Origin of the sequence: Desulfotignum balticum DSM 7044 (assembly GCF_000421285.1) — a bacterium.
In the GTDB taxonomy this organism is placed as follows: Bacteria; Desulfobacterota; Desulfobacteria; order Desulfobacterales; family Desulfobacteraceae; genus Desulfotignum; species Desulfotignum balticum.
Map to the genome: position 1 here is coordinate 3,666,764 of NZ_ATWO01000001.1, position 13,355 is coordinate 3,680,118.

12 protein-coding genes are annotated in these 13,355 nt (G+C 54.5%); 2 read left to right on the forward strand and 10 right to left on the reverse strand.

Features of this window, described 5'->3' with window-relative positions; translation table 11 throughout:
* Positions 1–34 precede the first annotated feature (34 nt).
* The gene (gene dctP, locus K365_RS0118490) at positions 35–991 is read left to right on the forward strand and encodes a TRAP transporter substrate-binding protein DctP (RefSeq protein WP_152427795.1); all 957 of its coding nucleotides are present in this window, start codon (positions 35–37) and stop codon (positions 989–991) included.
* Positions 988–2,160, forward strand: a complete 1,173-nt coding sequence (locus tag K365_RS26770) for a cache domain-containing protein (RefSeq protein WP_006968705.1) — start codon at positions 988–990, stop codon at positions 2,158–2,160. The genes dctP (K365_RS0118490) and K365_RS26770 overlap by 4 nt, the downstream gene beginning before the upstream one ends.
* Before the next feature lie 71 nt (positions 2,161–2,231).
* On the opposite strand, the gene K365_RS0118500 is transcribed toward K365_RS26770, so the two are convergent.
* The 10 genes from K365_RS0118500 to K365_RS0118545 all read right to left on the reverse strand — a co-directional run bounded on the left by K365_RS0118500 (position 2,232) and on the right by K365_RS0118545 (position 13,351).
* The gene (locus tag K365_RS0118500) at positions 2,232–3,539 is read right to left on the reverse strand and encodes an NAD(P)/FAD-dependent oxidoreductase (protein ID WP_024335784.1); all 1,308 of its coding nucleotides are present in this window, start codon (positions 3,537–3,539) and stop codon (positions 2,232–2,234) included.
* 95 nt (positions 3,540–3,634) lie between these two features.
* Positions 3,635–4,936: a TRAP transporter large permease gene (locus K365_RS0118505; RefSeq protein WP_006968707.1), complete on the reverse strand. Its 1,302-nt coding sequence runs from the start codon at positions 4,934–4,936 to the stop codon at positions 3,635–3,637.
* 55 nt (positions 4,937–4,991) lie between these two features.
* Complete coding sequence (locus K365_RS0118510; RefSeq protein ID WP_006968708.1) at positions 4,992–5,510, reverse strand: TRAP transporter small permease; 519 nt, start codon at positions 5,508–5,510, stop codon at positions 4,992–4,994.
* Positions 5,511–5,596: 86 nt separating this feature from the next.
* The gene (gene dctP / locus K365_RS0118515) at positions 5,597–6,613 is read right to left on the reverse strand and encodes a TRAP transporter substrate-binding protein DctP (protein WP_006968709.1); all 1,017 of its coding nucleotides are present in this window, start codon (positions 6,611–6,613) and stop codon (positions 5,597–5,599) included.
* Between the two features lie 139 nt (positions 6,614–6,752).
* Positions 6,753–7,478 carry a hypothetical protein gene (locus K365_RS26775; protein ID WP_024335785.1) on the reverse strand — a complete coding sequence of 242 codons (726 nt, stop codon included), beginning with the start codon at positions 7,476–7,478 and terminating at the stop codon, positions 6,753–6,755.
* 8 nt (positions 7,479–7,486) lie between these two features.
* Entirely contained in the window at positions 7,487–8,548 is a 1,062-nt protein-coding gene (locus K365_RS0118525) for a uroporphyrinogen decarboxylase family protein (protein ID WP_024335786.1), read from the reverse strand.
* Positions 8,545–9,186 (reverse strand): cobalamin B12-binding domain-containing protein, encoded by a 642-nt coding sequence (locus tag K365_RS0118530; protein ID WP_024335787.1) that lies wholly within the window; start codon positions 9,184–9,186, stop codon positions 8,545–8,547. Before K365_RS0118530 ends, K365_RS0118525 begins: the two co-directional genes overlap by 4 nt.
* A 57-nt stretch (positions 9,187–9,243) precedes the next feature.
* On the reverse strand, positions 9,244–10,392 hold the full coding sequence (locus tag K365_RS25960; RefSeq protein WP_337833254.1) for a response regulator: 1,149 nt from the start codon (positions 10,390–10,392) through the stop codon (positions 9,244–9,246).
* On the reverse strand, positions 10,361–12,292 hold the full coding sequence (locus tag K365_RS26780; RefSeq protein WP_051147869.1) for a PAS domain S-box protein: 1,932 nt from the start codon (positions 12,290–12,292) through the stop codon (positions 10,361–10,363). Before K365_RS26780 ends, K365_RS25960 begins: the two co-directional genes overlap by 32 nt.
* 141 nt (positions 12,293–12,433) lie before the next feature.
* The gene (locus K365_RS0118545) at positions 12,434–13,351 is read right to left on the reverse strand and encodes an AEC family transporter (RefSeq protein ID WP_024335788.1); all 918 of its coding nucleotides are present in this window, start codon (positions 13,349–13,351) and stop codon (positions 12,434–12,436) included.
* Positions 13,352–13,355 lie beyond the last annotated feature (4 nt).

Genomic DNA, 13,355 nt, shown 5'->3' on the forward strand with positions numbered 1-13,355 from the left:
GTTAACATCACTTCTATCGGGATCCAAAGACCTGATGGCCGCTCCAAAACTGCTGCCGATAATGCGAATTTCCGTGGAAAACACGGCATCCCATTTTCAGACCCGGGCTGTGGAACGGTTTGCACAGCAACTGAAAACCGCCCTGGACAAACGGATCGATGTCCAGTTTTTTTCTAATGCCCGGTTGTTCAGAGATGCGGATGTGATCCGGGCTTTGGGCCAGGGAAAAATTGAAATGGCGGTTCCCGGCACCTGGCACGTCACCCGGTACGTACCGGATGTCGGGGTGTTTCAGCTGCCGGTATTTTACGGCAGAAGCGCCCAGGACATCTACAGCATCCTGGACAGCCCCCTGGGAAAAAATCTCAACGCCCGCATCGAAAAAACCCTGAATTTCAAAGTGATCGGCGGATGGATCGATCTGGGGTATGCCCATCTGTTCGGCATCCGGCAGCAGATCCGGCAGCATGAAGACATAGAAGGGCTGAAGGTCCGGGTGGCCGGCGGTCTTGCCAATAAACTGAGAATCCAGGGGCTGGGCGGCGATCCCATGATCATTCCCTGGCCGGATCTGCCGGATCACATTTACCGGGGCCGGGTCGATGCTGTACTCACCACCTATGAAACCATTAAAAGCGCTCAAATGTGGGACATGGGTGTGACATCCGTGTTCGAGGACCGCCAGTATTTTCCCCAGTATGTCCCGCTGATACGCAACTCCTTCTGGAAAAGGCTGCCTGAAGACATTCAGCAGATTATCATGGACCTCTGGGAAAACAACATTGACGATTCCCGGAATCTGGCAGCCGATTCCCAGCACCAGGCCAAAGACCGGTTGCTGGAAGAAAAAGTGATGGTGTCCAAGCCTTTGCCAAAACAGATGGATGCCTGGCGGAACCGGCTGATCCCTCTCCAGGACGGGTTTGTCAAACAGCTGGGAATTGATCCGGACCTGGTCCGCCAGGTCACCCGGGAGCTGGAAAGACAATGACGAACAGGCAGGCTGCTTTTTTCCGGGACCGCATGTTCATGCCGATTATCGTGATGACCTGTGCAATTGCCGCCGGGTTTCTGGCATTGAGTGCGGCATCGATTCTGAGGAACAGGGCCCAGCATCTCAACGAAGGGATGATCAAATCCAGGACCCAGGCTCAGGTCCTGGGGGAAAGCATTTCCGGCATGCTGTACACGGTGGATTACGCCCTGCTGGCTGCCGCCTCAATGATCAAAAACCAGAACAATCCCATCGAGGAGGGTTTCAGCCCGGAAACATCGGCGTTCATCAAAGAAGAGTTCACTTTTCTGCCGCGGGTCCGGGACATTGTGTTCACCCATGCCGACGGAAACAGAGAATGGCGTGTCCTGGAATCTGATCTGCCTGTCACGCTGACCTCTTTTGAAAAATTTCAGTTTGCCTGGCTGGAATCTGCGGTGGAACCTCAATTTTTCGAGAACACCCAGGCTCTGATTCTGTTGAGCCGCCGGGTGGAAAACCGGCAAAACCAATTTATCGGTGTTCTCACCGCCATCATGGACACTTCGTTTTTTTTCAACAGATATGATGACTATCTGCACATAGATGCCCAAGGCATCGCGCTTTTTGATGCACAGGGCCGGCTTCTGGCCGGGGACCGCATACATCAGGATGACACCCGAATGGTTTCAACCTATCAGTTACGCAATTTCCCGTTTCACGTGGCGGTCATGCATGACAAAAAAAACCTGCTCAATAAATGGCGGCAGGAAACCACACGGGACGTCGCCCTGATCAGTGCCACATTCATCACCGCCCTGATCACCCTGATGCTGGCTTTGCGACAGCGGAAACTGCGCAGAAAAGCGGAACATCGCCTCATGGAACACCACCAGAGCCTGGAAGAAACCATTCGCCTGCGCACCAACGAATTGCAGGCTGCCAACACCGGTCTGAAGGGAAAAAACCGGGATCTTGAAGCCGCCATGAAGGAAATCAAAACCTTAAGCGGACTTTTACCCATCTGCATGCACTGCAAAAAAATCCGGGACGACCAAGGGTATTGGAAACAGATGGAAACCTATATCCACGAGCATTCCGATGCGCAATTCAGCCACAGCATCTGCCGGGAATGTGCGGAAAAATTCTACCCGGATCTGGATATTTATGAAGATGAAGAGGATTGATACACGAAGAGATCACGAAGAATTTGATTCTTCGTGATCTCTTCGTGTGCTTCATGGTTTTATACCGGCATTTATCCGATCACGGAAAAACTGGAATCCGGATTGATTTTGCGCAACCGGGAATAAAACCCGATGTTGCAGGGCCGTTTGGTGTATTTCATGGTAAAATGCACGGGGTCTTTGTCATGATCCCGGCCGTTTTCCACTTCCTGCACCAGTTGGGCCATGAGCGCGCCTGCTACAGGGGCGTTCTTGAACTGGTTTCCGCTGGTGCCCACAGCCATGTAGAATCCGTTGAGGCTGGATTTATCATAGATGGGGATCCAGTCGTCGGTGCAGTCGTACAGGTCCACGATGCCGCTGGGTTTGTTGGGAATGCGCATGTCCGGGATCCGCTGGGCCTCTCTCATCACCTGGGTGGTCCACTGTTCCGTGAAGTCGGTGTTGTAGTTGTCCGGATCATCGATGTATTCCAGGGTATCGCATTCCGGATCTTCAGACCCGATCAGAATGTGGTTGCCCACTTCCGGCCGTGAATAGCAGCCCACATCCCCGTCCGAGATAATGGTGCCCAAATGGTTGTAGTCAAATCCTTCCGGGGCCGGCACATGGCAGACCTCCTGGCGCAGGGCCCTTGTCTTGATGTTCATCTCATCTTCCACACCGGCCATGCGGTTGATCTGAAACGAGTGGGGTCCGGCCACGTTGATCACCACGGGGGCATCGATCTGTGTGCCGTCCGCCAGCGTAATGCCCTGGACCTGGTTGTCTTTTTTCCGGATCTCGGCCACCCTTGCATTGAACAGAAATTTCCCGCCCCTGGCTTCGGCAGCCCGCTGCACGTTGTGGGTGGACTGTTTGGGATCGGAAATCAGCCCGGATTCAGGAATATACAGGGCGCCTGCAATGGCATCCCGGGTGGGGGTGCCGAAACGCGCATCACTGGGTAGCGCAGGAGGACCGAATCCCCGGGTGTCCAGGATGGGAAGCAGTTCCGTGATCTCTTTGGGCCCGAAATCCCAGTAAGGCACACTCAGTTCATCCAGGGCGGCCCTGACCTTTTCCAGGTTGTGGTTTTTTTCGGTTTTCATGACCATGCACCCGGTGTTGATGTATTTCACCAGCCCGGTTTCATCCACCGTGCCCAGGTATTTGGCCCAATCCACCCAGTAGAAATAGCCTTCTCTGGCCATGGCCACCCCGTCCGGGGTGGAGTAATGCAGCCGGATAATGGCGCATGATCCTGAGGTGGAGCCATGGCCCGCTTCCGGCAGTTTGTCCACATTGAGCACCTTCAGGCCTTTTTTGGCCAGCTCGAATCCGGTGCAGGCGCCGATGATGCCGGCGCCGATGACAATGGCATCATATTTGTTTTCCATTGATAATCATCCTTACGATATCTTTGTTGCGTTAATAAAAACCGGGCACACTTCCGGCCCGGTTTCCGTTGAATTATTCCTTTGATTCAAATTTCTTATTTAATAAACCCCAATGCTTTGGGAATGAACAGGCACAGGTCCGGCCAGTAGGTGGTGATCAGCAGCACCGGCACCATCCCGGCAATCATCAGCACCAGGGCCGGCTTGATATATTCTTCCGCTGAACTGTTACCGATCCGGCCCGCCAGAAACAGCATCGGTGCCGTGGGCGGTGTGACCGTGCCCAATCCCAGATTCACCCCGGTGATGGCGGCAAAATGATAGGGATCCACGCCGGCAGCTGAGGCAATGGGCCATAACAGGCCTGCGGACAGGACCGTGCCGGACAGATCATTCATCATCATACCCAGGAGCAGCAAAATTATGTTGAGCATGAACAGGGTCACGGCCTGGTTCGGGGAGTTGGCCACCACCCAGGCCCCCAGCTCATCCGTGATCCCTTCCAGGATCAAAATCTTGCTGGTGGTTTCCGTGAAATAGAACATCAGGGTCACGGCCCCGCTGATGACCGCCGTGCTGATGGCGGCAATCTTGATCTCCTGCCAGGTCAGCGCCCGGTAGTAGAATCCCAACGCCAGCACATAAAACACCCCGATCAGCGCCACTTCCGTGGGCGTGATCAACCCTGAATACAAGGAGCCGAAAATAAAAAACGGCAGCAGCAGCACCGGTATGCAGTGAATCCCGGCTTTGGTGATATGCGTCATCTGTTCGCCGAAAGAATCAAATTTTTCTTCCGGTACAATGGGCATTTTCCGCACGGCCCAGGCATTGAGAAAGCAGTACATGATCACAATGAGAATGGCCGGGCCCAGGGTGGCGAACCACACCCCTAAAATAGAAGATCCCGTGATAATGGCGTAAAAAATCATGGGTACGCTGGGGGGCACCAGCTGGCCTAAAATACCGGAACATGCCACCAGAGCTGTGGCATGGCCCCGGTGATACCCTTTGGCCACCAGGCGCGGAATCATGACCGTGCCGATGCAGGCGATGGCGGCCGAATCCGTGCCGGAAATAGAACTGAACAACGCCGTGGTCACCACGGTGACGGCGCCCAGGGCACTGCGGAACCGGGTCATCAGCAGATTGACAAAGTCGATAAGCCGCTTGGCCAGCCCGGTGGCATCCAAAAGCGTGCCGAACAGGATGAACAACGGCACAGCAAACAAGATGACCGAATCCACTTTTTTATAAGTGACTTCAATGAGATACCCGGCATCCTGCCCGAAAAAATACAGCAGCATGACCGTGAGCACCCCGAAAGCCATGGCCACGGGCACACCGATGACAATGAGCACCAGGCAGACGGCAAAACCGATCAGAACAAATTCCATGGGATTCCTCTATATTCGATATTCTGGAGCAGGACGGGTCTGTTTTTCAAACCGGTCATGCATTGTTTTTAAAATCATTCCAGCAGTCCACTGCTTCCCACAGAAAATAGATCACCATGAGAATGCCGCCCACAAAAAAAGAAGACTGGAAAATCACCTTGGGCACGGGATAGGCCTGGGTGACTTCTCCCACGGACACGCTGTAGACGCACAAATCCCAGCTCCATTTGGTGAAGATCATAGACATGCCCGCAGAAACCAGGGCGCTCACCAGCCGGCACATATTTCTGACCCGGGGGGATTTGGCAAATACGTTCACAAATTCCGCCTTGATATGGGTGCGGTCATAGGAAGCCAGGGCCGCGCCGATGGCATAGAGCCACACGGATGCAAATCCGATGAAATCCGAGAGCCCGAAAATGGACTGTTTCAGAAAAAACCGGACCAGCAGCTCAAACAGCATGGCCACCACCAGTACCAAAAACAGATAAAACAGAAAAAACCGCTGAATCTTAACCAGAATCAGTCCGGCCCGGTGAATGGGATTGGAGGCGTTCATGGTATCATGTGTCATTTTTGGATCTCATACAGGTGCCGTTAAAAAAACGCTGCCGCCCGAAAACCAGTTGCGGGCGGCAGCACAAAATTAATCATACCGGACTATTGGTTGACTTCTTCCAGCAGTTTTTCGATATTTTCCTTGCCGACGATCTCTTCATAGCTGTCCCAGCATTCCAGGCAGTTTTCTTTCCATGCCGCCATTTCCTCGTCCGTGGGAACCACAATCTGCCAACCGGCCTCGACCAGCTTGGCCTGGTTGTCCAGTTCTTCTTTTTCCACCAGATCCAGATGTTTGTCGATGACTTTTTCCACTTCCTCGGTAATGATGGTCTGATAGGCTTCCGGCAGTTTCTGCCATTTGTCCAGGTTGAATGTGACATGCCAGGTTTCCGGACTGTCATAGGTCACGACCATGACTTTGGCCACATCCCGGAACAGGTCATACATGTACACGGCCCCGGAACCCACCCAGCCGTCCACCAGGCCCGTGGCCACGGCGGTCGGGGCTTCGGCCCAGGGAATGGTTACCGGAGAGAACCCCATTTTATCCACAAAGCAGCGATAAGTATCAATGGGCGGCACCCGGATTTTCAAACCCTTGGCATCGGCTTCATTGGTGACCACTTTGTCCTGCATGCCCAAACTGGCCAGGTTGTTCAGCCAGGGACCTAAATAATACAGGCCTTTTTCTTCAGCCCATTTTTCGCCCAGTTCCGTGATAATACCGCCTTTGCTGAACACTTTTCTGACCTGGTCCCAGTTGGATACCATGAACGGCAGGGTGAAAAAGTTCCACCGGGCATCCAGGCCGGTGTCAAATGCATTGAACTGCATATCCACGGCCCCGCGTTTGGTCATGCGCTCCAGCTCGGTCCAGTCCCCGATCTCAGGGCCGAAAATCTTGAAAGTCACTTTGCCCTCGGTCCGCTCAGTGACATTGGCGGCAAATTCTTCGATCAGCTGATGGGTCAGGCTGGTCTTGGGCATCATGGCCTGGGACACCTTCAGGTTCAGTTCAGGCAGGTCTGCGGCAAAAGCGGTCTGCGCGAAAACGGCAGATCCGGCAAAAGCCAGCATGCACAACACAGCAATACTGCGGCGAATCATTTTTTTCATCGTTTGAATCTCCTTCACAAATTTTAAATGTCAACGCAGGCGAATTTCACCTGCCTGTCAACCCCAATCCGCTTATACTAGAATAGGAAAACAGGGTATGTCAAGGAAAATTTATTTGTCACACCGGATATGATGCAGGTTATTCCTTGGTTATTGGCATATAATCGGCATAATGCAATTGCAGACAATCCTGGCAGATGCCGTGGCTGAATTTCGCATCCGAGTGCTGCGAGATATAGGCTTCCACCTGGTTCCAGTATCCCTTGTCATCCCGGATTTTTTTGCAGTGGCTGCAGATGGGGATCAATCCGCTCAGGGTCTTGACCTCGGACAGTGCTTTTTCCAGTTTTTCTTTTTCTGTTCTCAGCTGATCTTCAGCATCCCGGATGAACTGATACCGCTTGGCATTTTCAATGGCCAGGCCGCAGACCTCGGTGATGGAAAGACTGAAGCTTAAATACCGTTCCTTTTCATCAGGAAACTGGACATCATCGATTTCAAGAACTCCCAGATCCGTTTTATTATAACGGATCATTATTTGAAATCCATTGCCCGAATCCGTCCAGGCATATCTGCGGCTGAAACCGGACAACCGGCCTTGAATGGCGGGCACGGCATCTTTCAACGGCGACAGAAAATAGACCCGGCCCACCTGCCGGTCATGGTTCAGGGCCGCATAAAACAAAGTCTGGGGCGAAAAAAGCAGGTCAAACACCTGAAGGATATTGTCTATGACCTCTTTTTCCGTGGCAGCATGGGCGATTCGGGTGAGCAGATCAAAAGCCATGGCATATTGGGAAATCAGCTGCCGGGCCGCGTGCAGTTCTTTTTCCGTCCCTGGGGCGGGATTCGTATCTTCGGGCATCTCAGGTATCACTCCTTGCCGGATACATCCGTGGGCAACGGGTATTTTCCCCATCGATGAACCGAATCGGAAATAGCCATGAGCACCTCATCCGGCACCTGAAACGGAATTTCCCCATGGTTGTCGGACAGGATAAACCCGCCGCCGGCACCGGCTTTTGCAATGAGATCTTTGACATGGTTTTCTGCCTGTTCAACAGACCATCGCCGCATTTCAATGCCGTTCAGGTTGCCGATCACGGTCAGTTTGTTTTTGCAGGCCGCTTTAACGGCCCGGATATCCTCCAGGCAGCTGACCCCGACTGCGGCGGTGCCTGTGCCCGCGATATCCTGGAGAATGGGCAGACACCGGCCCGAGGCCATGTGAGTGGCGGTGGGCCCGTTGATCTGTGCCAGGGTCTGACAAGCGACCTCAAACCCGGTTTTCAAATACATCTTTCGGGTGGTGATGGTGGTGGAGGACACGGGATCAAAATAGCAGATGGCCGTGGCTCCGGCTGCCAGCTGGGCATTGGCCCACTGGATGCAGAACGCCTGATTGATTTTCATCAGGTGTGAAAACAGGTCCGGCTGCTCAAACATCAGATCCAGGTACCGGTCAAATCCCATCTGCATGACCGGCAGGGAAAACGGGGACATCACCACCCCGATAATGGGCACCTGATCCCGGACACGGTCCCTGAGTCCCCGGGTGGCAGCCAGGACCCGGGCCAGGCACGGGGTGTTTTCAACATCCGGCACGGTCAGGCTTCTGATGTCCTGATGGGTTTTGATCACCGGCTCTCCGGAGTTGGGAGGTCCGTCATCCATAAACATTACCTCGCCGCCGAATGCCTCGATTTCCACGGGCGCATAAAAAAAACTGTACAGGCAGTCATGCCGGTATTTTGCCAGCAGCCGCATCTGTCCTTCCACCACATGTTCAGGCGTTGAAAAATAGGTTTTGATGGACAGTCCCAGTTCTTTTGCCCCGTGCAGGGTCAGCAAAAGAAAAAACGGCACCCGGTCCGGCTCCCGGTGTCCCAGGGTGGTCAAAACCCGCTGCATGGCTGTCATCGATACCTGGTTCATGTTTTTTCCTCCATAATTTTTTCAATGGCGGGAACAACATCTGACGCGTTTTCGCACATGACGTTTGCGCCTACCATCTGCCACAACTGATCGTCAAACCGGAACGGGGCCCCGCCCACAATCAATGTCACATCACACCCCCGATCCATCAGCTTCTGCCGGACTGATTTGATTTTCAGAGCCGAAGGCAGCATCAGCACGGAGATCAGCAGCACCTCCACCCGGTCTGCCTGTACCCGGGCCACAAGATCATCCACGCCCACCACCCCATAATCCAGCAGATCGAATCCACCGGACCGCAGCACCGCATATACCATCACCTTTCCCAATGCATGGTGGTCCTCCAGAATGCAAATGGCCATTCTGGGCTGATTTTTTCTGGAAGGATCTGCCGGCGGCAGCATCTCGTCAATGAGTTCTTCACAGATCCGGCCGGCCATGTACACTTGGGACAGGGCCAGAGATCCGTCCTGCCAACCGGCACCCAACTGTTCCAGAACCGGCAGAACCACCTTTTCAACAAATCGTATGGGCCGCATATCCCGGCCCCTTTGTTCCATCACCTGTCTGGCCGCCAGCCGGTCCACATCCAGAAGCGCGCGTTCAAACGCATTCAGCATTTTATCTCTGTCATCCATCCTGTTTTCTCCATCCAGCTCGTTTTTTTCTGTCTATTCGTTAGCGGCACCCCTGTTTCAAGCGATCTCAACCAGCTCATCCGCCCCGTCCAGAACCCGGCGGACCATATCGGCCAGGTCGGACAGGATCACCGGCTTGAGCAGCAGGCCTTTGATTCCCAGATCCGCGGCAATATCCCTGTTCAAGCGTTCACTGAAACCCGTGCAGATGATCACGGGGATATCCGGACGGATCCGGACCATTTCCTGGGCCAGCTGTTCTCCGTTCATACCGGGCATGGACATATCCGCCAGCACCAGGTCAAATTGTCTCGGGTTTTTTTTGAATGCTGCCAGGGCCTCCCGACTCACGCTAAATCCCGTGATCCGGTATCCCAAACGTTCCAGAGCCTGTTGCAGCATCCGAACGATCACGGGTTCATCATCCACCACCAGGACGTGTTCGTTTCCGACGGGCACCGGCTCTTTTTTTTCAGACGGTTCTTCTTCAGCCTCATCGGAAATGACCGGCAGATACACATCGAACTTGCTGCCCTTTCCCAGTTTGGTGTGGACCGTGACATCTCCCTTACACTGCCTGACGATCCCCAGGACCACGGACAGGCCGAGCCCGGTGCCCCGGCCCGGTTCCTTGGTGGTGAAATAGGGATCGAAGATTTTTTTCAGACTCCCGGGATCCACCCCGCACCCGTTGTCTGACACGGAAAACCGGACATAAGGACCCGGGGCCGGGGCAGTGCCGGTGTTGTCGACCAGGGGCGCCAAATCCGGGGGCATGGCCGTCACCGATGTCAGGGACACATGGATTTTGCCGCTGGAAGAGCCCACCGCATGATAGGCATTGGTGATCAGGTTCATGGCGATCTGATGCAGCTGGGTGGGATCGGCCAGGACCATGCCGCAGTCGGGCTGAATATCCCGGGTGATGGAGATGTCCGACGGAATGGTGGCCCGGCACAGCTTGATCACCTCCTTGAGGACCACATCAAACCGGACCGGCATACGCTGAGATTCGTTCCGGCGGCTGAAGGTCAGGATCTGTTTGACCAGTTCCTTGCCCCGCCGGCCGGCCCGCAGGATCTCCTGAGTGTTCTCATGTTCCGGCGTGCCGGGGGTCATATCCGCCAGCATCATTTCGGACAGGCCGATGATTGGAAACAGCAGGTTGTTGAAATCATGGGCAATGCCGCCGGCCAGGCTGCCGATGGACTTTCTGGGCCTGCTGCATCCGGATTTCCAGCTGTTTCATCTCGGTGATGTCCCGGTAAACCGAGAGTTTGGACACGGACCCGTCTGCCTTGCGCACCGGTGCATAGGAAATGTAATAGGTCCGGCCGTCTTCCAGCTGGTCGAATTCCGTTTTGACCACCTGCCCGGCAAGGACTTCGTTATACCGGCACCAGCGGCACTGGGCATTCAGGCCGTGGATGGCCTGAAAACAGGTTTCCCCGGTGGCGTCCCGGCCGATTTTCTCGATCATGGACGGATTCATGTATTCAATACGAAAATCCGGTGAGGTGATGTAAATGGCATCATCCATGGCGGCCAGGATGGACCGGTGGGACTCTTCGCTTTCCCGGAGCGCCTGTTCCCAGGTCCGGCGCTCGGTCAGATCGATGCCCAGACATGTCACGTCCACCACCTCCCCCTGGGTATCCAGGGTCACCACATTGGACCACGCAATATACCGGTATTCCCCGGACCGGGTGACAATCTCGTTTTCATAACTGGACAGGGCCTGGGTATCTCTGGTGGTCATGACCGTGTCAAACACCTGCCGGACCTCTTCTCTCACCGGTTCCGGGACGAAACGGTCAAACCAGTTTTGCCCGATCACTTCGGCTTCGGCCCACCCGGTCAGTTTCAACAGGCTATGGTTGGCAAACACAATGGTGGCGCTCCGGTCTAAGCCCACACCGATCTGGGGCGTTTTCACCAGGACATCCCGCCATTTGCGCTCCGAAGCGGTCAACAGAACTTCCGCTTTTTTCCGGTGGGCGATATTGACGGCCAGATACCCGATCAGCACCACCAGGAGGACAAACACCCCCAGCACGGAATAAATCAGGATTTTGTGCCGGTCATAAAGGGATACCGGCTGGTTGATGATCACACGGTTCTCCGGCAGCCGGTCCATGGAAATCTGCCACCGCTTGAGCTGAGCGAAATCGAACATATAGGGATTGATGCTGGTTTTGACCACGGACAGGTGTTCCGGGAGGGAGTCGGTCATCAGGGTCACGGCTTTTTCAGCCGCGATCCTGCCGTGGGTGGCGGAATTAAGCAGTTTACCCCCCACGATCCCGGTGCCGAAATACATATCGATGATGCCATAGACCGGCACCGGACTGTGATTGGAAATCAGAGGACCGCCCTGTTCCGGGGACAGGTAGGTGTCATGCCGGTCCCGCAGCCACACCGCCAGCAGCACCACCGTGTCCGACGGCAGGGTCTCAAGCGCCTTGAACAGGTCTTCATGGGACAGGTCTTTTCCCTGCAGCCAGGTGAACTCGATGTCCGGAAACTTTCGGGCCGCCGCCTGAACATCCTTGAGCTGTCCGATGCCGGTAGGCGTGCTGTCCACCACCACCGCGATCCGGCGGGTCCCCGGGTGCAGATCCAGGGCCAGATCGATGGTGGGACCGATGTCCAGCACCTCCAACACCCCGGTGACCCGGGGGTGCCCGGCCAGGGATTCTTTATCATAATCGTTGATCCCGCAAAAGGAGACGGGAATCCCCTTGAACAGGTCGGACCGGTGGACCAAGGCAAACCTCAGGGCATTGTCGTCCGTGGTGATGACGGCATCCAGGCCGATGCGGGAATATTTGCGCTGATATATCTGAAACAGCGCATCCAGATACCCGTCATCATAGATCCGCTTGGTGTCCATATATTCCACGAACAGTTCCACTTCCTCAAGCGCATCGTGCAGCACCGTTTTGGCGGCACTCACCTGGGAGGCGGTCCATTTGAAATCCTCATGATAGGAATTCAGAATCAGCACCGACCGGGGGCCTGTCTCACCGGAAAAGGAACAGACCGGGGTGATCATCCCCATCCATGCCGCCACAAGGAAAAGCACTATGTATCTGAACTTTTTCATATATCACCTTCAGCATATCCGGTCTATGAACAGCAATCAAGACATTTGTTACCAGGAGTTTTCACCGATCTCCTTGGTGGCGAAAAACGTCTCAAAAATTTTCTCCATTTGGGCCGCCAAGAGACGGCCCCCCACACTCCTTTAAACCATATGCAGCCATATGAAAAAAGTCAGGGCTGACAGCAGTGTACTCAAAGAAATGGCGGTCACGGCGAAATCCGCATCCCCGTTCATTTCCACGGCCATGACATAACTGATGGTGGCGGACGGCGAGGCCAGCAGAATCAACCCGGGGACATAAATGTCCGGTGAAATCCCCCACAAAGAATAAAGCCCCATCCCGATTCCCGGAAGGATTCCCAGTTTGATACCGGCGGCGGGAAGCACGGGTTTAAGCTGTACTTTCATCAGATCAAAATTCAGGGTGGCCCCGATGAGCAGAAGCGCCAGGGGCAACGCCATGCCGGAAACAATCTCCAGGGTCCGGGTGATCACCATGGGCAATGGCAGCCCGGTCAATGAAAACCCGATCCCGGCCACTGCGGACAGGATCACGGGATTTCCCATGATCTTGAAAAGCACGATTCCGGCCCTGCTCCGGGACGGATCTTTGTCACTGTAAAACTGCAAAATGATCACAGACAAAAAGTTCTGCAAAATCATGATAAACCCGATAAGCAGACTGGCACTGACAAACCCTTCCTGGCCCAGGTAATAAAACGCTACAGCCAGGCCGATATACCCCAGGTTGCCGTGAAACGCGTTCTGGACAAAGGTACCGAACCGCCGGCGGGGAATGTTTGCCGCAACGCCTGCCACCCAGGTCAGCCCGAAGGACAGTACCACCGCAGCCAGAGTGCATCCCAGCAAACCTGAATTAAAATCGGTTTTCAAAGACCCTTTGGCAATGGCGGCAAACACCATGGCGGGAATGGCGAAATAAAACACCAGCCGGTTGGCGGGTCCGATGAACTGGGGTGGAATATATCCGTTTCGCCGGGCCAGCCACCCCAGAAAGATTACACTGAATATCGGAATGATCGTATTAAGAATCTGCATGTTT